This is a genomic window from Bradyrhizobium sp. B025, assembly GCF_042257955.1.
Lineage (GTDB): Bacteria > Pseudomonadota > Alphaproteobacteria > Rhizobiales > Xanthobacteraceae > Bradyrhizobium > Bradyrhizobium diazoefficiens.
The window spans coordinates 3,414,118-3,432,783 of record NZ_CP170150.1; the positions used below are offsets into that span (position 1 = coordinate 3,414,118).

At 62.5% G+C, this 18,666-nt stretch carries 17 protein-coding genes; 16 read left to right on the forward strand and 1 reads right to left on the reverse strand.

Features of this window, described 5'->3' with window-relative positions:
- The first annotated feature begins 7 nt into the window (after nucleotides 1-7).
- The 8 genes from ACE10W_RS15505 to ACE10W_RS15540 all read left to right on the forward strand — a co-directional run bounded on the left by ACE10W_RS15505 (nucleotide 8) and on the right by ACE10W_RS15540 (nucleotide 8,301).
- Nucleotides 8-1,261: an urea ABC transporter substrate-binding protein gene (locus ACE10W_RS15505; protein WP_045011814.1), complete on the forward strand. Its 1,254-nt coding sequence runs from the start codon at nucleotides 8-10 to the stop codon at nucleotides 1,259-1,261.
- A 93-nt stretch (nucleotides 1,262-1,354) separates the two neighbouring features.
- Nucleotides 1,355-2,227 carry a branched-chain amino acid ABC transporter permease gene (locus ACE10W_RS15510; RefSeq protein WP_271578573.1) on the forward strand — a complete coding sequence of 291 codons (873 nt, stop codon included), beginning with the start codon at nucleotides 1,355-1,357 and terminating at the stop codon, nucleotides 2,225-2,227.
- 15 nt (nucleotides 2,228-2,242) lie between these two features.
- Nucleotides 2,243-3,307 (forward strand): branched-chain amino acid ABC transporter permease, encoded by a 1,065-nt coding sequence (locus ACE10W_RS15515; protein ID WP_304552505.1) that lies wholly within the window; start codon nucleotides 2,243-2,245, stop codon nucleotides 3,305-3,307.
- Complete coding sequence (locus tag ACE10W_RS15520; protein WP_271578571.1) at nucleotides 3,307-4,023, forward strand: ABC transporter ATP-binding protein; 717 nt, start codon at nucleotides 3,307-3,309, stop codon at nucleotides 4,021-4,023. Before ACE10W_RS15515 ends, ACE10W_RS15520 begins: the two co-directional genes overlap by 1 nt.
- A 1-nt stretch (nucleotide 4,024) precedes the next feature.
- Nucleotides 4,025-4,744 (forward strand): ABC transporter ATP-binding protein, encoded by a 720-nt coding sequence (locus ACE10W_RS15525; RefSeq protein WP_304553766.1) that lies wholly within the window; start codon nucleotides 4,025-4,027, stop codon nucleotides 4,742-4,744.
- Nucleotides 4,745-4,774: 30 nt separating this feature from the next.
- The gene (locus ACE10W_RS15530; RefSeq protein WP_271578570.1) at nucleotides 4,775-5,764 is read left to right on the forward strand and encodes an acetamidase/formamidase family protein; all 990 of its coding nucleotides are present in this window, start codon (nucleotides 4,775-4,777) and stop codon (nucleotides 5,762-5,764) included.
- Nucleotides 5,765-5,778: 14 nt separating this feature from the next.
- Nucleotides 5,779-7,518: a nitrilase-related carbon-nitrogen hydrolase gene (locus ACE10W_RS15535; RefSeq protein WP_271578569.1), complete on the forward strand. Its 1,740-nt coding sequence runs from the start codon at nucleotides 5,779-5,781 to the stop codon at nucleotides 7,516-7,518.
- 21 nt (nucleotides 7,519-7,539) lie between these two features.
- Nucleotides 7,540-8,301 carry an SDR family NAD(P)-dependent oxidoreductase gene (locus ACE10W_RS15540; RefSeq protein ID WP_271578568.1) on the forward strand — a complete coding sequence of 254 codons (762 nt, stop codon included), beginning with the start codon at nucleotides 7,540-7,542 and terminating at the stop codon, nucleotides 8,299-8,301.
- 757 nt (nucleotides 8,302-9,058) lie between these two features.
- Here ACE10W_RS15540 and ACE10W_RS15545 read toward each other — a convergent pair.
- Nucleotides 9,059-9,556 (reverse strand): helix-turn-helix domain-containing protein, encoded by a 498-nt coding sequence (locus tag ACE10W_RS15545; protein ID WP_271578567.1) that lies wholly within the window; start codon nucleotides 9,554-9,556, stop codon nucleotides 9,059-9,061.
- Nucleotides 9,557-9,763: 207 nt separating this feature from the next.
- On the opposite strand from ACE10W_RS15545, the gene ACE10W_RS15550 reads away from it, so the two are divergent.
- The 8 genes from ACE10W_RS15550 (at nucleotide 9,764) to ACE10W_RS15585 (ending at nucleotide 18,636) form a co-directional block, all read left to right on the forward strand.
- Nucleotides 9,764-10,402 carry a 2-hydroxychromene-2-carboxylate isomerase gene (locus tag ACE10W_RS15550; RefSeq protein WP_271578566.1) on the forward strand — a complete coding sequence of 213 codons (639 nt, stop codon included), beginning with the start codon at nucleotides 9,764-9,766 and terminating at the stop codon, nucleotides 10,400-10,402.
- Nucleotides 10,403-10,456: 54 nt separating this feature from the next.
- On the forward strand, nucleotides 10,457-12,010 hold the full coding sequence (locus ACE10W_RS15555; RefSeq protein ID WP_375762606.1) for a class I adenylate-forming enzyme family protein: 1,554 nt from the start codon (nucleotides 10,457-10,459) through the stop codon (nucleotides 12,008-12,010).
- Between the two features lie 45 nt (nucleotides 12,011-12,055).
- Entirely contained in the window at nucleotides 12,056-12,793 is a 738-nt protein-coding gene (locus ACE10W_RS15560; protein ID WP_304552507.1) for an SDR family oxidoreductase, read from the forward strand.
- Nucleotides 12,794-12,805: 12 nt separating this feature from the next.
- Nucleotides 12,806-13,987, forward strand: a complete 1,182-nt coding sequence (locus tag ACE10W_RS15565) for an acyl-CoA dehydrogenase family protein (protein ID WP_271578564.1) — start codon at nucleotides 12,806-12,808, stop codon at nucleotides 13,985-13,987.
- Nucleotides 13,988-14,012: 25 nt separating this feature from the next.
- Nucleotides 14,013-15,143, forward strand: a complete 1,131-nt coding sequence (locus ACE10W_RS15570) for an acyl-CoA dehydrogenase family protein (RefSeq protein WP_304552508.1) — start codon at nucleotides 14,013-14,015, stop codon at nucleotides 15,141-15,143.
- Between the two features lie 13 nt (nucleotides 15,144-15,156).
- A complete protein-coding gene (locus ACE10W_RS15575) occupies nucleotides 15,157-16,344 on the forward strand; it encodes an acetyl-CoA C-acyltransferase (protein WP_271578562.1) in 1,188 nt (395 codons plus the stop codon).
- Nucleotides 16,345-16,363: 19 nt separating this feature from the next.
- A complete protein-coding gene (locus ACE10W_RS15580; RefSeq protein WP_271578561.1) occupies nucleotides 16,364-17,374 on the forward strand; it encodes a nitronate monooxygenase family protein in 1,011 nt (336 codons plus the stop codon).
- A gap of 101 nt (nucleotides 17,375-17,475) precedes the next feature.
- Nucleotides 17,476-18,636, forward strand: a complete 1,161-nt coding sequence (locus tag ACE10W_RS15585; RefSeq protein WP_271578560.1) for an iron-containing alcohol dehydrogenase — start codon at nucleotides 17,476-17,478, stop codon at nucleotides 18,634-18,636.
- Nucleotides 18,637-18,666: the final 30 nt, after the last annotated feature.

An 18,666-nucleotide genomic window follows, 5' to 3' on the forward strand; every position in this document is an offset into this window, starting at 1 on the left:
AAGAAAAATGAGCAAGTCTGTATTGCGGGGGCTGCGTGCCGCAGCCCTCACGGGGACGCTTGTCCTCGGATCACATCTTGGATCGCCCTCGGCACTCGCGGCGGAAAACCCGATCAAGCTCGGCGTGCTGGAGGATCAGTCCGGCGACTTCGCCGCCGCCACCATCGGCAAGGTCCACGCCATCCAACTTGCCGCCGACGAGATCAACAAGGCCGGCGGCATCATGGGCCGGCCGATCGAGCTCGTTCCCTACGACACACAGTCTGACAACACGCGCTACCAGGAATTCATGCGCCGTGTGCTCCAGCGCGACAAGGTTGACGTCGTCTTCGCGGGCTTCTCGTCGGCCTCGCGCGAGGCTTATCGGCCGATCGTCGACCAGTTCAACGGCTTCGCCTTCTACAACAACCAGTATGAAGGTGGCGTCTGCGACGGCCACATGATTGTCACCGGCGCGGTGCCGGAGCAGCAGTTCTCCACGCTCATTCCCTACATGATGGAGAAGTACGGCAAGAACGTCTACACGCTGGCAGCCGACTACAATTTCGGCCAGATCTCGGCGGAGTGGGTGCGCAAGATCGTTAAGGAGAACGGCGGCAAGATGGCCGGCGAGGAGTTCATCCCCCTCGGCGTGTCGCAGTTCTCGCAGAGCATCCAGAATATCCAGAAGGCCAAGCCGGACTTCGTGGTCACGCTGCTGGTCGGCACCGCGCAGGCCTCCTATTACGAGCAGGCCGCCTCCGCCAACGTCAACCTTCCGATGGCGTCCTCGGTCAACGTCGGACAGGGCTACGAGCACAAGCGCTTCAAGCCGCCGAGCCTGAAGGACATGTACGTCACCACCAACTACATCGAGGAGATCGACTCGCCCAAGAGCAAGGAATTCTACGCCAAGTTCAAGGCCAAGTTTCCGAGCGAGCCCTATGTGAACCAGGAGGCGGAAAACTCTTACCTCGCCGTCTATCTCTACAAACAGATGGTGGAGCGGGCGAAGTCGACCAAGCGCGAGGATATCCGCAAGGTGATCGCGATGGGTGACGTCTGCATGGATGCGCCGGAAGGGAAGGTCTGCATCGACCCGAAGAGCCAGCACATGTCGCACACGATCTATCTCGCCAAGGTGGGCGCCGATCATTCGATCTCCTTCCCGAAGACCTGGGAGGACATCAAGCCCTACTGGCTCGGTGAAGCCGGCTGCGACCTGACGAAGAAAGATCCGATGGCCCAGTACACGCCGTCGAATCCGCCGCCGAAGCCCTGACGGCGGTCGATCGCCCCGGCGTTCCCGGCACGCCGGGGCGATCACGGACATTCGCGGCGGCAACGCCGCTTCTCTCACCAGTCTGGCAGGTTCATGGACATCGCGACCCTCGCATTTTCTGCACTCTATCAATTCGGCGACGCCTTCGCGTTTCTGGTGCTGTCGGCCTGCGGGCTAGCGGTGATCTTTGGCATGATGGGCGTGATCAATCTCGCCCATGGCGAGTTCATCATGTGCGGCGCCTATGTGACGGCTGCCACCGTGCATGCCGGCCTGCCGTTGCCGCTAGGGATATTGGTAGGAACGATCGTGTCCGCGCTGGTCGGCGTCCTGGTCGAGCTCACCGTCATCCGCCATCTTTACGACCGGCCGCTCGACACCATAGTCGCGACCTGGGGGCTCAGCCTGATCGCGACGCAAGGCACGCTAATCATGGTCGGATCGACCATGGCTGGTGTCGGCACGCCGTTTGGCAGCTTCCAGGTCGGTGACTATTCCTATTCGATCTATCGCATCGTGCTGTTCTGCGCCGCACTCGGCGTGCTCGCGGGTCTCTACGCCCTGTTCAACTGGACGCGCTTCGGCGTGCTGGCGCGTGCCACCATTCAGGTGCCGCATATGGCGGCGGCACTCGGCGTCGACACGCGGCTGATCTACAGCCTCACCTTCGCCTGCGGGGCGGGGCTCGCAGGCCTTGCCGGCGGCCTTTATGCGCCGACCATGACGCTGGTGCCGACCATGGGCGCGACCTTCATCATGGAAGCTTTCGTCACCGTGGTGATCGGCGGCGCCGACGTCTTCCTCGGCACCGCGCCGGCCGGGGGCGTGCTGGCAGTGGTGAAATCGGCCATGACGTCGTGGCAGGGACAGCTGTTTGGCCAGATCGGTCTTTTGGTCGCCGTCATCATTGTGGTCCGGGTGCTGCCGAAGGGCATCTCCGGCTTCGTGCTGCGCGAACGCACCTGACGGAGTGATGGCGTCGTGAGTGGTTTCGTCTCTTTCTTTCGTCGTCTCGAAGGCCCGCAGACCGTCGGTCGTGGTCCAGCCTTCTGGAGCCTGTTTGCCGTCGTGATGATGATCGCGCTCGCCTATCCGCTGTTCAGCGACGGCTACACGGTCGGCAACACCGTCTACTTCTTCGTCTGGGTGTTCATCGCTCTCAGCCTTTGCCTGATCTGGGGCTATGGCGGCTCACTGTCTTTCGGGCAAACCGCGTTCTTCGGCATCGCGGGGTACGGCTACGGCGTCCTAACCCTCAATTTCGGTTCGGCCTATGGATTCACATTGGTGGCGCTGGTGGCAGCGATCGCGATTGCGGCGCTCTTTGCGGCCTTGCTCGGCTACTTCATGTTTTTCGGCCGCATCGCCGGCGTATTCCTCGGCATCGTCACGCTCGCCGTGACCCTGATGTTGGAGCGCTTCATGGCGCAGACCGCGGGGCCGGAGTGGCACATTGGTAGCGCGCGGCTCAACGGCTTCAACGGCATGAGCGCGATGCCGCCTCTGACCATCCCGTGGCCGGGCGAGCCGATCGTGCTATTCGCTGATGTTGGGCTTTACTATTTCGTGCTTGGCCTCTTGGTCTTCGTCTATCTGGCCTTGCGCATCCTAATGAACTCGTCGTTCGGCAACGTGATCGTCGCGATTCGCGAGAACCCGGAACGGGCGGAGATGCTGGGCTACGATGTGCGCAAATATCAGCTCATCACTTTCGTCATTGGCGCCGTGCTCGCGGGGATATCGGGCGTGCTCTACACGGCGTGGGGACAATATATCACGCCATCTAGCATGGGTATGACGGCAGCGGCGCTACCGCTGATCTGGGTTGCGGTCGGCGGGCGCAGTGATCTGACCTCGACCGTGGTCGGCACGCTGGTGGTGCTGGCGGCATTCCAGGCGCTCACGATCTACGGCAGCCAGTATGCGCTCGTTTTCATGGGTGTGCTGCTGGTGCTGACCGTCCTCGTCGCCCCGAACGGTCTCGTGCTCGGGACGATGAACTGGCTCGGACGGCTTGCCGCGCGCGTCACCCAAAGGGCCGGCTGATGTCGTTGCTCGAGCTTCGTAAACTGAACAAGCATTTTGGCGGCCTGCACGTCACCAATGCCGTTGACCTCACGTTGGAGACGGGTGAGATCCACTGCCTGATTGGCCCGAACGGCGCCGGCAAGAGCACGCTGTTCCGCCTGATCCTCGGCGAGCACCATCCCGGCAGCGGCGATGTCCTCTTCGCGGGAGAGAACATCACGGCGCTGAAGTCCTTTGCGAGGATTCGCCGCGGACTGTCGGTCAAGTTCCAGGTGCCTGGAGTGTTCAAGGGCTTATCCGTCCGCCAGAACCTTGAGATCGCCTTACAGAGCCGACATCGCGGTAGGGAACTCGAAGCGGAGATCGACAGACTGCTCGTCTTCCTCGGACTGGAGAGCGAGCAGGCGCAGACCGCCGGCAATCTTAGCCACGGCCAGAAGCAGTGGCTTGAGATCGGCATGGCTATCAGCTTGAAACCGAGTCTTCTGTTGCTCGACGAGCCGACCGCCGGCATGTCGCCGGAGGAAACCCACATGACTGGGGAGATGGTGCAGCGGCTCAATGCCGATGGCATGACTGTGCTGGCGATCGAGCACGACATGGCCTTCGTGCGCCAGGTTGCCCAGCGCGTGACCGTGTTGCATCTCGGCCAGGTCTTTGCGCAAGGCTCGATCGACGAGATCGTGGCCGACGAGCGTGTGGCGGCGATCTATCTGGGGCAGGCCCATGCTTGATATGCGGCGTAAGGAAGTGATCCTCTCGACGCTGGCTCTACGCGCCGGCTATGGCGGCAAGCCCGTCCTGCAAGGTCTCGAGATCGAGGTGCGGGAAGGCGAGATCGTCGCTGTCATCGGACGCAACGGTGTCGGCAAGTCCACGCTGATGAAGAGCCTGATCGGGCTGGTGCCAGCGATGAGCGGTTCGATCGTCTATCGCGGCGTGGCGGTGGAATCTCTCCCGGCGCACAAGCGGGCCCGCCTCGGCATGGGTTATGTGCCGCAGGGGCGCGACGTGTTCCCGCGGCTGACCGTCGGCGAGAACGTCGCGGTCGGCGCCGCGATCAAGGGCAGAGGCATCCCCGAGGCGGGTCGGCGCAAGATTGTCGAGGCGTTTCCGATTCTCGCCGAGCGCTGGACCCAGCGTGCCGGCGCCATGTCCGGCGGCCAGCAGCAGCAACTCGCGATCGGGCGGGTCCTGATTGCCAATCCGAGTCTCATCCTGCTGGACGAGCCGTCCGAAGGCATCCAGCCTAACATCGTCCAGGATATCGCGCGCAACATGGTCGAGCTCAACCGAAGGACCGGTGTGACCATCATCCTGGTCGAGCAGAATCTCGACGTGATCCGCGCCATGGCGCAGCGCTGCTACGTCATGGACAAAGGCCGCATCGTCGCAAGCCTTAACCGCTCGGCGCTCGACGATGAGGCGGAGATGCGCCGCCACCTCGCGGTTTGAGAGCGACGCCTATAACCAAGGAGAACGGCAATGGCTTGGCAAAACGATTCGATTATGGCCCGCAAGGGTGTCGCCAAGGGCGAGCGCGGCAAGGAATACAGGATCACCGAAACCGAGCAAGGCAAGTACCACTATGTCTACGGCCCCTATGTGAAGCCGGTGCTGACGGTCGATCCGGGCGCCGTCGTCTCCGCCGAGACGCATGACGCGTTCGAAGGCGCAATCAAGCACGAGACCGATAGCCCGTCCAAGATTCTCAACTTTCCGTTCCTCAATCCGCAGAACGGACCAATCCACGTCAATGGCGCCGAAAAAGGCGACGTGCTGGCCGTTTATATCGAAAGCATCGTGCCACGGGGACCGCAGCCGTGCGGCACCACCGTGGTCATGCCGGACTTCGGAGGGTTGGTCAGCACTGGCCAAACTGCGCTGCTCAATCCCGCGCTGCCCGAGCGAGTCAAAAAACTCGAGATCGATGCCAAGACCGGAACGAAGTGGAACGACAAGATCACGCTGCCCTATGAACCCTTCATAGGCACCATCGGCACCTCGCCGGAGATTGAGGCGATCTCGTCGCTGGTTCCGGACTATTACGGTGGCAACATGGACCTTCCCGATGTCGGTGTCGGCGCCGTCATTTACCTGCCGGTTAACACCGAGGGTGCGCTGCTTTATCTCGGCGACTGCCATGCCGCACAAGGCGATGGCGAGCTCTGCGGCGTCGCCATAGAGCATCCGACCGTGACCACGGTTCAGATCGACTTGATCAAGGGCTGGACCATTGCGTGGCCGCGGCTCGAGACGAAGGAGTTCATTATGACCATTGGCTCGGCGCGGCCGATGGAGGATGCCGCCCGCATCGCCTATCGCGAGCTCTGCCGCTGGATGGCGGCCGACTACGGCTTCGACGAGATCGACGCCTACATGCTGCTAACTCAGGCCGGGCGCATGCGTGTCGGCAACATGGTCGATCCCAAATATACGCTCGGCGCTTCCATCAAGAAGTCCTATCTCGTTTGAGGACTAGCCAGGCCATGTCGCGCATACACAAAGTCGCCGCCGTCCAGTTCGAGCCGACCATGTTCGAGAAGGAGCGCAACATTGCGCGCCTGCTCGATCTCTGCGAGCAGGCGGCGGCTGCCGGCGCAAAGCTGATCGTCACGCCGGAAATGGGAACGACGGGCTATTGCTGGTTCGACCGTGCCGAGGTCGCGCCTTTTGTCGAGACGGTCCCGGGGCCAACCACGAACCGTTTCGCGGCGCTGGCGCGCAAGCACGCCTGTTACATCGTGGTCGGCATGCCGGAGGTGGATGAGGACGGCATCTACTTCAACACAGCCGTCCTGATCGGCCCCGACGGCGTTGTCGGTCACCACCGCAAGACGCATCCCTATATCTCCGAGCCGAAATGGGCGGCGGCGGGCGATCTGCACAACCAGGTGTTCGAGACGCCGATCGGGCGGATCGCACTGCTGATCTGTATGGACATCCATTTCGTGGAAACCGCGCGGCTGATGGCGCTCGGGGGCGCGGACGTCATCTGCCATATCTCCAACTGGCTGGCAGAGCGGACGCCTGCGCCTTACTGGATCAGCCGCGCTTTCGAGAACGGCTGCTACCTCATTGAGAGCAATCGATGGGGGCTCGAACGCACGGTGCAATTCAGCGGCGGCAGCTGCGTGATCGCGCCGGACGGGCAGGTGACGGCTGTGCTTGATAAGGGCGATGGAGTCCTGCTGTCCGAGATCGACCTCGACGCCGCCCGCGTGCGCCGCGTGCTCGGTGAGGCCGTGTTCGCGCAGCGACGGCCGGAGCTCTATCCGGAACTGCTCACCGACACATTCAGCTGGAATCCGCGTGACTTCTTCCGCCTCTATGGCCACGAGCCTTGGCCCGCCGGCAAGACGTCGCAGGTTAGCGTCGCGCAATTTGCGCCTGGTGACGACGCCGCTCAAAATATGAAGGAGATCGAGGCGTACGCGCGGGCGGCAAAAGCAGAGGGGGCGGAGCTTGTCGTCTTTCCGGAGTTAGCAGTGACAGGCCTGACCGATCCCGCGAAGTCGGCGCAGCCGATACCGGGGCCGGCGACTGCTAGCCTCGGCAAGCTTGCGGGGGAACTTGGCCTCTATCTCGTCTGCGGCCTCGCCGAGCGCAACGACGATCTGGTCTACAACAGCGCTTGCCTGGTAGCGCCCGATGGAAGCATCTCCGTCTATCGCAAGACGCATCTGGCGGCCGACGAACAAAGCTGGGCCACGGCCGGTGACGGTTGGACCGTTGTTGACACGCCGATCGGCCGCATTGGGCTGCTGATCGGTCACGACGCATCTTTCCCGGAAGCGGGCCGGGTCTTGGCGCTGCGCGGCTGCGATCTCATTGCGTGTCCCGCCGCGATCAAGGGGCGCTTCAGTTCGTCGCATGCCGGCACAGAGGTGGGGCAGCCAAAGCCGATTCCGACCGGCCCGGATCAGTATCACTGGCATCATTTTCGCGTTCGCGCGGGCGAGAACAACCTGTTTTTCGCTTTCGCCAATGTCGTCGATTCCCAACGCGGCTATCCCGGGCTGAGCGGCGTGTTCGGTCCGGACACGTTCGCGTTTCCGCGGCAGGACGCGATCGCGGCCGACGCCACGGGCATTGCAACCGCACTGGTCGACACGACCAATCTGGACAGCGTCTATCCGACCAATGTGGTGCGTCGAAAGGATCTGGTTTCGATGCGCATGCCGCACAGCTATCGTGGATTGGTCAAGGTGGCTGCGAACAATTACTGAACCAAGAAAAGGAATCCGACCATGAATCTGGGACTGAAGGGCGCCAGGGTTCTCATCACGGGAAGCACCAAGGGAATCGGCCGCGCGATCGCCGAGACATTTGCTGCCGAAGGCGCCAATGTCGGCGTGTGCTCTCGCAATCTGGCCGAGGTCGAGAGCACGACCGCCGCGCTCAAGGCCAATGGCATCGCGGCCTATGGCGGTGCGGTCGACGTCTCCGATGCGGCAGTACTGAAGGCTTGGGTCGGCGATATGGCGGCCAAGCTCGGCGGCATCGATGTCGTCGTCGCCAATGTCAGCGCGCTTGCCATCGGGCAGGACGACGAAAGCTGGGAGAAGGAGTTTTCGACCGACATGATGGGTACGGTTCGGCTGGTGAATGCGGCCATGCCCTATCTAGAGAAGAGTGCCGCCGGCGCGATTGTCACCATTTCCAGTGTCTCAGGGCGCGAGGTCGATTTCGCCGCGGGTCCCTACGGCACCTTCAAAGCGGCGATCATCCACTACACGCAGGGACTAGCCAATCAGCTCGCAGGGAAGGGTATTCGCGCGAACTCGGTCTCCCCGGGCAACACCTATTTCGATGGCGGGGTCTGGAACATGATCAAGGATAACAATCCCGAACTCTACAAGACTGCGTTAGCCCTCAACCCGATGGGTCGGATGGGAACGCCGCAGGAAATGGCTAACGCCGTAGTGTTTCTCGCCAGCCGCGCGGCCAGCTTCATCACGGGCACAAATCTTGTCGTCGACGGCGCACTCACGCGTGGGGTGCAGTTGTAGGAAAATGTATCGGCGTTTGCCTCGCGTTGGACCTCGCTAGCTCAAATGTGCCCATGATGATGGATTGGAGCGAGAGTTCAAGCTTTTCAATTGGTTAGATGGCCGCGTGTGCAAGACATGTGCACCGAGAGATCAAGAAAAATCTATCGACGGCAAATTTGAGCAGTCGGTCTGAGGGATGATGCGGACGTCGGGCTGGACGCGATCGAATTGACAAGAGCAGGACCGCCACCTGCGACTGAGAAGCTGATCTCGTTTTTCGCTTGGCGAACGGACCTGTCTTCGTTTCGTCGGTGGGGGAGGGCCGCTGTTCAGCGTAAGGGTGAAGAATGCTGATGTTGGTGGTTCGATTCCGCACCTGGGCACCAAAACTGCGCTTTTGCGCGCTAGACCACGATTTTGTTCAATGACGTGAGTGCTGGCCTGTGGGGGCCATTACGTCGCGTGCTCGTGATCTTTGCCTTCGAGGGTAACGCTAAGCGACCGCCTGAAAAGGTAATTTGAGATGGTTGCAGATCCGGGATTTGAACCTGTCGGAGACGCAGGCAGGCTTTCCGCCTCTCGAGACTCGACCAACGTACGCGCGTCGCCGGCCACAAGGGCGGTCGTTGTCGCACTGGCAAGCACCTCGGTTGGTGTTGGAACTCCCGACCGATACTTGAACTCCTCGTTCTGGTATTCGTGCGTCTCGCCAAGCAGAAGAGCAGCCGCTACATCGAAATCTATCAGGCCGCTGATGCATTTGTTCGGTCGGCTGTCATTTCGTCTCGTGCTCGACGGCCTTCGCACGCGCAGGTGAGGATTTCCGCGCGCCGGGGCCCGGATGCACGTGGACGGCTTTTGCGCTCAGCGGCTCACCGCATTCGGAGCAGACCATGACGGGGTCGAACATCTTGTGGCAGTTCTTGTGTTCGTGCAGCAACGGCCGTCCGCGCGAGTCGACCATGTGGATGTTGCCCCAGTGCACGATCGACATGATGATCGGATAGAGGTCGAGACCCTTCTGCGTCAGGATGTATTCGTAGCGCTTGGGTGCATCCTGATAGGGAATCTTGCGCAGCACGCCAAAGCGCACGAGCTTCTTTAGCCGGTCGGCCAAGAGGTGCCGGGTCACGCCAAGCGACGACTGGAACTCGTCGAATCTGCGGACCCGAAGAAAACATTCACGCAGGATGAGCAGGCTCCAGCGGTCGCCGATGACCGCCACGGTGCGGGCCAGCGAGCACGGCTCCTCTTCGAGAGCATCCCATTTCATCAACGTCTCCAGTCGATCTGCGGCATCTACAAAAAGAAATTCTAAATCAGAACTCACTAAATTTCAATAGGATGCCTCATTCTGCGCGGAATCGGCGCAATTGAATGATGATGATCATATTGACAGTTCTAAAATAGAACTATAGGACTGGGCGCCACGATCAATCAGGTGGCGAACGATTGCCGTCATCGAAGGGAAGGGCGTTCCATGGCAGCTCCGCTCAAGGTCGAGTTTCACTTCGATTTCGGCAGTCCCAACGCCTACCTCGCCGAGCTTGCGCTGCCGGCCATCGAGGAGCGAACGGGAGTCAAATTCGACTACGTGCCGGTGCTGCTCGGCGGCGTCTACAAGGCGACCGGGAACATGTCGCCCGCGGAGTCCCTGCGCGGGATCAAGAACAAGCCGGAATACAATGCGCTCGAGACCGAGCGTTTCCTGCGCCGCCAGGGCATCACCAAATTCAAGACGAATCCGTTCTTCCCGGTGAACACGCTGATGCTGATGCGCGGCGTTGTCGCGGCCGAGTTCGAGGGGATGTTCGAGCCCTACTTCCGTGCCGCCTATCACCACATGTGGGTCGAGCCCAAGAAGATGGACGATGCGCAGGTGTTTCGCGATGCGTTCCTGTCATCCGGGCTGGACATCGATCGCATCATCGCCCGTGCCCAGAAGGACGACGTCAAGAAGAAGCTGATCGAGAACACAGGCAGCGCGGTGGCGCGCGGCACGTTCGGCTCGCCAACGTTCTTCGTCGGCAACGAGATCTACTTTGGCAAGGACAGTCTGCGCGATGTCGAGGACGAAATCCTTGCGCAATTGAGCTCGGCACAGCGCAAGAGCGCCTGACCGCGCGGAGGCATCCGGAACGAACCGAGCCCGCAAAGGGCCTTTCAACGGGAGGTGTCATTGGCGAACTGGCAGCAGGTTGCGGCCGAAATCACGAATGCGTTGCCGCAGCGCATCCATGAGGTCATGGACCCCTATGTTGCCGCCACTCCCGACCGGACGGCGCTGATCGAAGACAATGCCAGACTGACCTATCGCGAACTCGACCGGGCGGTTGGTGCTACGGCGGAGGCGCTCCGCGCGCTTGGCATCCGCGCCGGCGATCGCATGATGATCGTCAGCGAGAACGCGATCGCGCTCGCCTGCCTCCTGTTCGCCGCAAGCCGCCTCGATGCCTGGGCGATTGTCGCCAACCCGCGGCTGTCGCCGCGTGAGCTGGATCAGATCAGGAATCACAGCGGTGCCCGGCGCATGTTCTTCACGGCAAAGGTCTCCGAAGAGGCGGCCGCGCACGCGACGCGTTACGACGCTGCGGTGCGGGATGTCGGGCCGCTCCACGGTATCGGCGTGTCTGCCCTGAACCAGGACACGCAGACCGAGCCGGTCGAGGCTGACGGCACACGCCAGGTGGCGGTGCTCATCTACACGTCCGGCACGACCGGAACGCCGAAAGGCGTCATGCTCACGCATCGGAACCTGCTGTTTTCGGCCAGGACCACGGCGACTTTGCGCAGCATGACGGCTGACGACGTGCAGTATTGCGTGCTGCCGATCTCGCATATTGTCGGCATCTCGCTGCTGACGATGACGCTGATGGTCGGCGGCGTCACGCGACTGGTCACCAAATACAATCCCGCGGCGCTTGCCACGGCGCTGGCCGAGGAAGGCATCACGCTTCTGAACGGCGTGCCCGCGACCTATCAGCGGCTGTTGGAATACAAGCAAATGGCGGGCTTGCAGAGGCTGGAGCGCGGGGCGCTGCGGCTGATGAGCGTCGCAGGCGCCCCGCTCGACCTCGAGCTCAAGGCAAGGGTCGAGAAAGAGCTCGGTCTTCCGCTGGGCAACGCCTTTGGCATCACCGAATGCTCGCCCGGCATTTCCGGCGTGCGGCCCGAGGCGCCGCGCAGCGACAATTCTGTCGGCACCCTCGTGCCGGGTATCGAGGCCCGGATCGTGGCGCGCGACGGCACCATCGTGACGAACGGCGACATCGGCGAGCTGCATGTCCGCGGACCGAACGTCATGCGCGGCTATTATCGCGCGCCCGACCTCACGGCGAAGGCGATCGACCCGGACAGGTGGTTCAACACCGGCGACCTCGCGCGCTTCGAGGGCGATGCGTTGTTCATCGTTGGCCGCACCAAGGAGATGATCATTCGGTCCGGCTTCAACGTCTATCCGGCCGAGATCGAAGCGGTGCTCAGCACCCATCCCGACGTGGTGCAATGCGCCGTGGTCGGGCGGCCGGTCGTGGGCAACGAAGAGATCGTGGCCTTCGTCCAGCTGCTCAAAGGCTCCTCGGCGACTGCGCAGGACGTGATGGCGCATGTCGCGCCGGAGCTCACCTCCTACAAGCGGCCGTCCGAGATCATCCTCATGGACGCGCTGCCGGCCACGTCGACCGGCAAGCTCCTGAAGCACAAGCTGGCGGAATCGCTACGCAGCTGAAGCGGGCGAGATCGCTTCAACATCTCAGAAGGCTGGAGAAGTTTCATGCAGAAGAGAAACAGGACGGCTGCGGTGATCGGCGCCGGTGACTTCATCGGCGGCGAGATTGCCAAGAAGTTCGCCTCCGAGGGCTTCACAGTCTTCGCCGGTCGCCGCAATGGCGACAAGCTCGCGCCCCTAGTCAAGGACATCGAGGCCGCCGGCGGTGAGATCCACGCGCGCTCGCTCGATGCGCGCAAGGAGGAGGAGATCACCGCCTTCCTGAGCGACGCCGACAAGCACGCGCCGCTCGAGGTCTGCATCTTCAACATCGGCGCCAACGTCAATTTCCCGATCCTCGAGACGACCGAGCGGGTGTTCCGCAAGGTCTGGGAGATGGCGTGCTACTCCGGCTTTCTCGCCGGCCGCGAGGCCGCGCGGCTGATGCTGGCGCGCGGAGGTGGCAACATCTTCTTCACCGGCGCCACTGCAAGCTTGCGTGGCGGCTCCGGCTATACCGCCTTCGCCAGCGCCAAGTTCGGCTTGCGCGCGGTCGCGCAGGCGATGGCCCGCGAACTCGGGCCGAAAAACATCCATGTCGCGCACCTCATCATCGACTCCGGGGTCGATACCGAATGGGTGCGCCAGCGCCGGCTCGAAGCGCTCGGCCCCGATGCACTTGATAATCCGGACCTGCTGATGCCGCCGGCGTCGGTGGCGACGTCCTATTGGCAGCTCTATCAGCAACCCAAGAGCGCCTGGACATTTGAGCTCGAGATCCGTCCCTTCGGCGAAAAGTGGTAGGGAGCGCGTTCCATGGAGCTCGCGCTATCCCCGGAAGACGCGGCGTTTCGCGACGAAGTCCGCGCATTTATCAAGTATCATTATCCGGCCGAAATGCGCGTCCCCAATCCGGAGACCGACCTTTCCAAGGAGCAGATGCTGCTGTGGCATCGCATCCTCCACAAGAAGGGCTGGATCGCGCCGCTCTGGCCCAAGGAATATGGCGGGCCCGACTGGTCCATCACTCGCCGCTTCATCTTCGAGCAGGAGACCACGCGCGCCGGCACGATGCCGCCACTGGCGTTCAGTGTCACCATGGTCGGCCCGGTTATCTATACGTTCGGGAACGAGGCCCAGAAGCAGAAGTTTTTGCCGCGGATTCTCTCGGGCGAGGACTGGTGGTGCCAGGGCTATTCGGAGCCGGGATCGGGCTCGGACCTCGCCACCGTGCGCACCAAGGCGGTGCGCGACGGAGACCATTACATTGTCAACGGTCACAAGACCTGGGCCACGCTCGCGCAGCACGCCGACTGGATCTTCTGCCTGGTGCGGACCGATCCGGCCGCAAAGCCGCAATCTGGCATTTCATTCCTGCTGATCGACATGAAGTCGCCGGGCGTCACCGTGCGGCCGATCATCACCATCGACGGCTCGCATGAGGTCAATGACGTCTTCCTCGAAAACGTCCGCGTGCCCGTCGAAAACCTGATCGGCGAGGAGAACAAGGGCTGGACCTACGCCAAGTTCCTGCTCGGCAATGAGCGCACCAGCATGGCCGGCATCGGCCGCTCGACACGCTACATCGCGAAACTGAAAGCGATCGTCAAGGCGGAGATCCCGCAAGACGATCCCGCCCACCTCGAATTCATCAAGGACATCGCCCGCGTCGAGCTCGACGTGCTGGCACTGGAGGCAACCGAGCTGCGCGTCGTCGCGCAAATGGCCCGTGGCATCGATCCGGGGCCGGCGGCCTCGCTGTTCAAGATCCGCGGCACCGAGATCTTCCAGGACATTACTGAGCTGACCCACCGTGCGATCGGCAACTACGGGCTCGCCATCCGCGAGCATCCGGTCAGCGCCAACCATTTCATGCCGGGGCCGGATCACGGTCACACCGCATCGGAGAAGTACCTCAACGCGCGCAAGCTCTCCATCTACGGCGGATCCAACGAGATTCAGCGCAACATCATCGCCAAGGCCGTGCTCGGTCTCTAGCGCACGGCGGCACCGGAGGAAGCGAATGGATATCCAGTTCACGGAAGAGCAGGAGCTGCTCCGGTCCAGCGTCCAGCGCCTGCTGCGCGACCAGTATGGTTTTGATGCGCGCCGCAAGATCGTTACGAGCGAAGAAGGGTACAGCCGCAGCCAATGGCAGGCCTTCGCCGAGCTGGGCCTGCTGGCGGCGCCATTCTCCGAGGACGCAGGCGGCCTCGGCGGGAGTTCGTTGTCGACCATGATCATCATGCAGGAATTCGGCCGTCATCTCGTGGTCGAGCCTTTCGTCGAGACCGTGGTGCTCGCGGGCGGCCTGCTCGAGCGCGTCGGGTGCGCGGAACAGAAGCAGGGCTTCATTCCGGACATCATCGCCGGCAGCAAGATCTGGGCGCTGGCCTGGACCGAGAAGAGCTCACGCTTCGATCTCGCCAACGTCACCACCATGGCGCGGCGCGAGGGTAAGGGCTACGTGCTGACCGGCGCAAAGACAGCGGTCGTCGCCGCGCCCTGGGCGGACTATCTGATCGTTTCGGCACGCACCTCCGGTCAGCCGCGCGATCGCAGCGGCGTCAGCCTCTTTGTCGTCGACCGCCACGCCGCCAACCTGGACTTGCAGAGCTTTAAGACGATCGACGGTCGCCGTGCAGCCGAGATCAGCCTGCGCGGCGTTACCGGCCAATTGCTGGGTGAGGAGGGCGAGGCGGTGACCGCGCTGGAAGTCTGCCGCGACCGTGCCATTGGTGCGCTCTCTGCCGAGGCGGTCGGTGCGATGGCCGAGCTGAATGCCGCGACACTCGACTATTCCAAGACCCGCAAACAGTTCGGCACGACGATCGGCTCGTTCCAGGTGCTGCAGCACCGGATGGTCGATATGTTCATCGCCCATCAGGAGGCGCTCTCGTTGATGCAGCACCTCACGCTCAGCTTGGATGCAGACGAGGCCGCTGTCTCGCGGCTCGCGTCGGGCGCCAAGTCCAAGATCGGCTACGCGGGCAAGTTCATCGCCGACCAGGCCGTGCAACTGCATGGCGGCATGGGCATGACCGACGAATTGAACGTCGGGCATTATTTCAAGCGGATTTCCTCCATCAACATCCAGTTCGGCGATCCCGCCTTTCACGTGTTGCGTTACGCGCAGCTCGATGCGGCCGCCTAGCAGAGAGGCAGACATGACGACTGAAGCAGTCATCGTATCCACCGCGCGGACCGGCGTCGGCAAGGCCTATCGCGGCGCGCTCAACAACACCGATGGTCCGACGCTGGCCGGCCATGTGATGGCCGAGGCGGTGAAGCGTGCGGGGATTGCCCCTGGTGAGGTCGAGGATGTGGTGATGGGCTGCGCCATGCAGCAGGGCACCATGGTGATGAACGTCGCCCGCAAGGGCGCGATCCGCGCCGGTCTTCCGGTGACTGTCGCCGGCACCACGATCGACCGGCAGTGCGCCTCCGGTCTCCAGGCGATCGCGGTCGCCGCGCGCTCGGTCATGCTCGACGGCGTCGAGATCGCGATCGGCGGCGGCATCGAGTCGATCAGCCTGGTACAGAACGATCACATGAACAAGTTCCATGCCGTCGACCAGGATCTCATGGCGATGAAGCCGGAGATGTACATGTCGATGTTGGAGACTGCCGAAGTGGTCGCCGACCGCTACAAGATCGGCCGCGACCAGCAAGACGAATATAGCCTCGAATGCCAGCGCCGTGTCGGCGCGGCCTTGCAGGGCGGCCGCTTCAACGACGAGATCGTGCCGATCACGACCAAAATGGCGGTGGTAGACAAGGACACCAAGCAGGTCAGCTATCAGCAGGTCACGTTGAGCCGGGATGAAGGCCCACGGCCGGATACCACGGCAGAGGGCCTCGCCAAGATCAAGCCGGTGTTCGAAGGCAAGACCATCAGCGCCGGAAATGCCAGTCAGCTCTCCGATGGCGCTTCGGCCTGCGTGATCATGAGCGACAAGATCGCCGCACAGAAAGGCCTGAAGCCGCTCGGCATCTTCCGCGGCTTTGTGGCTGCCGGCGTCGAGCCCGACGAGATGGGCGTCGGTCCGGTCGCGGCGATCCCACGGCTGCTCAAACGTCATAATCTCAAGATCGATGACATCGATCTCTGGGAGCTCAACGAAGCCTACGCGGTTCAGGTGATCTATTGCCGCGACAAGCTTGGCATCGATCCCAACAAGCTGAACGTCAATGGCGGCTCGATCGCGATCGGTCATCCCTACGGCATGACCGGCTCGCGGCTGACTGGCCACCTCCTGATCGAGGGCCGGCGGCGCAAGGCGAAGTATGGCGTGGTGACCATGTGCATCGGCGGCGGCATGGGTGCGGCCGGCCTGTTCGAAATCGTTCACTGATCGGAAACGGAGCTTTCACGTGAAGACAGCAATCACCGAACTGTTCGGCATCCAGCACCCGATCATCCAGGGCGGCATGCATTATGTGGGCTTTGCCGAGATGGCGGCGGCGGTGTCCAACGCCGGTGGCCTCGGTATCATCACCGGCCTAACACAGAAAACGCCGGAGCTCCTAGCCAGGGAGATCGCGCGTTGCCGCGACATGACAGACAAGCCGTTCGGCGTGAATCTCACCTTCCTGCCAACGCTGTCGGCGCCGCCCTATCCGGAATACATCGCCGCGATTCGTGAAGGCGGCATCAAGGCGGTCGAGACCGCGGGCCGCAGCCCGGAAGCTTATATGCCGGCGCTGAAGGCAGCCGGCATCAAGGTGATCCACAAATGTACCTCGGTGCGGCATTCGCTGAAGGCCGAGAAGATCGGCTGCGACGCCGTGAGCGTGGATGGCTTCGAGTGCGGCGGCCATCCCGGCGAGGACGACATTCCTAACATGATCCTGCTGCCGCGCGCGGCCGACGAGCTCAAGATTCCGTTCGTGGCTTCCGGCGGCATGGCCGATGCGCGCAGCCTGGTCGCAGCGCTGTCGATGGGCGCCGCCGGCATGAACATGGGTACGCGCTTCATCGCCACCAAGGAGGCGCCGGTCCATCCCAATGTGAAACAGGCGCTGCTTGACGCCACCGAGCTCGATACGCGCCTCGTGATGCGCGCGTTGCGCAACACCGAGCGGGTGCTGAAGAACAAGGGCGTCGACGAACTGCTCGAGATCGAGCGCGAGAAGGGCGCCACGTTGAAGATCGGCGACATCCACGAGCAGGTCGCGGGCGTCTATCCGAAGGTGATGATCAACGGCGAGATGGATGCCGGAGCCTGGAGCTGCGGCATGGTGGTCGGCTTGATCAACGACATTCCGACGGTGAAGGAGCTAATCGACCGCATCATGGCCGAGGCCGAGGCGATCATCCGCCAGCGGCTGACTGGATTCCTTGACGGGACGATCGAGCCTGCACGGACCCGTGCGGTCGCCTGACGAGGCGCGACATACGAGCACGTCAAGACCGGGATAGCTGACGGCGTCACGAGGCTGACGCCGCAGCACCCAGAGAAAAAAGAACGCCAGGGAGGAAGAGCATGCCAGTCGCCGGTAGCCATCAATACCCCACCATGGAATCCGTGATTTACGGCAAGCCGGCGGCCGAGGCGCTGCGGGAGGAGGCCGAACGGCTGGGCGCCAAGCGCGTCTATTTGATCGCAAGCCGCACGCTCAACACCACCACCGACGAGATCGAGAAAATCAGGGCGGCGCTCGGTGCGCGCCATGCCGCGACCTTTGATGGCGTGCCGCAGCACACCACCCGGGACGTGGTTACGCAGATTGCGCGGCAGGCCAAGGACGCTCAAGCCGATTTGGTCGTCGCGATCGGCGGCGGTTCTGTGGTCGACGCGGCAAAGATCGTGCTGATGTGCATGGAGCACGAGATTTTCGAACCGATGGGGCTCGACGGGTTCGAGACCACGCCGGAGCGCCGCTTCGGGCCATTTCGGACCCCGAAGGTGCGGATGATCGCGATCCCCAGCACGCTCTCGGGCGGTGAGTACAATTCCGGCGCGCTGGTCACCGATACCAGCCGCAAGCTGAAGCAGATCTTCAATCATCCGATGATGATGCCGCGCAGCATCATCGTCGACCCCGCGATCACGAAATACACGCCTGAGAAGCTCTGGCTTGGGTCTGGCACGCGGGCGATGGATCACGGCATCGAGGCGATCTGCTCGAGCCGTCCTAATGTGCTCGTCGATGCCGTGTGCCAGCAGGGGCTGCGTTATCTGCACGATGGGCTCCTGCGCACCAAGGACAACCCAAACGACGAAGCGGCACGGCTGAGCTGCCAATTGGGGTCCTGGATGTCAGCCTTCGGGTTGCAGTCGCGCGTGCCGATGGGCGCAAGCCATGCCATCGGCCATGTTCTTGGCGGGACCTGTGACGTACCGCATTATTTCTGCACGGCCGTGATGATGCCGAGCGTGCTGCGATATAATCTACCGGCCACTCAGATCGCTCAAGAATCGGTCGCGACCGCACTCGGTGCGCCGGGGCGCGATGCCGGCGAGGCTTTTGCAGCTTTCATCGCGGAGCTTGGCCTGCCGCGCAGGCTTGCCGACGTCGGTGTGGCCGAGGACCGTTTTGAGCTGATTGGCAAGAACGCAATGCTGTCGATCTTCACGCGAGCGAACCCCCAGCCGATCCGTGAGCCCGGCGACATCGTCAAGATACTCAAGCTGGCCGCCTGAAGCGGCCACTCAATCTCCGTCGCGCCTGCT

Bases quoted from the DNA above. Each gene is read 5' to 3' on its own strand.
- ACE10W_RS15550 (WP_271578566.1), top strand. From the start codon at position 9,764: ATGGCAGCTCCGCTCAAGGTCGAGTTTCACTTCGATTTCGGCAGTCCC.
- ACE10W_RS15535 (WP_271578569.1), top strand. From the start codon at position 5,779: ATGTCGCGCATACACAAAGTCGCCGCCGTCCAGTTCGAGCCGACCATG.
- ACE10W_RS15520 (WP_271578571.1), top strand. From the start codon at position 3,307: ATGTCGTTGCTCGAGCTTCGTAAACTGAACAAGCATTTTGGCGGCCTG.
- ACE10W_RS15505 (WP_045011814.1), top strand. From the start codon at position 8: ATGAGCAAGTCTGTATTGCGGGGGCTGCGTGCCGCAGCCCTCACGGGG.
- ACE10W_RS15575 (WP_271578562.1), top strand. From the start codon at position 15,157: ATGACGACTGAAGCAGTCATCGTATCCACCGCGCGGACCGGCGTCGGC.
- ACE10W_RS15560 (WP_304552507.1), top strand. From the start codon at position 12,056: ATGCAGAAGAGAAACAGGACGGCTGCGGTGATCGGCGCCGGTGACTTC.
- ACE10W_RS15530 (WP_271578570.1), top strand. From the start codon at position 4,775: ATGGCTTGGCAAAACGATTCGATTATGGCCCGCAAGGGTGTCGCCAAG.
- ACE10W_RS15540 (WP_271578568.1), top strand. From the start codon at position 7,540: ATGAATCTGGGACTGAAGGGCGCCAGGGTTCTCATCACGGGAAGCACC.
- ACE10W_RS15545 (WP_271578567.1), bottom strand. From the start codon at position 9,556: ATGAAATGGGATGCTCTCGAAGAGGAGCCGTGCTCGCTGGCCCGCACC.
- ACE10W_RS15510 (WP_271578573.1), top strand. From the start codon at position 1,355: ATGGACATCGCGACCCTCGCATTTTCTGCACTCTATCAATTCGGCGAC.
- ACE10W_RS15525 (WP_304553766.1), top strand. From the start codon at position 4,025: ATGCGGCGTAAGGAAGTGATCCTCTCGACGCTGGCTCTACGCGCCGGC.
- ACE10W_RS15570 (WP_304552508.1), top strand. From the start codon at position 14,013: ATGGATATCCAGTTCACGGAAGAGCAGGAGCTGCTCCGGTCCAGCGTC.
- ACE10W_RS15585 (WP_271578560.1), top strand. From the start codon at position 17,476: ATGCCAGTCGCCGGTAGCCATCAATACCCCACCATGGAATCCGTGATT.
- ACE10W_RS15565 (WP_271578564.1), top strand. From the start codon at position 12,806: ATGGAGCTCGCGCTATCCCCGGAAGACGCGGCGTTTCGCGACGAAGTC.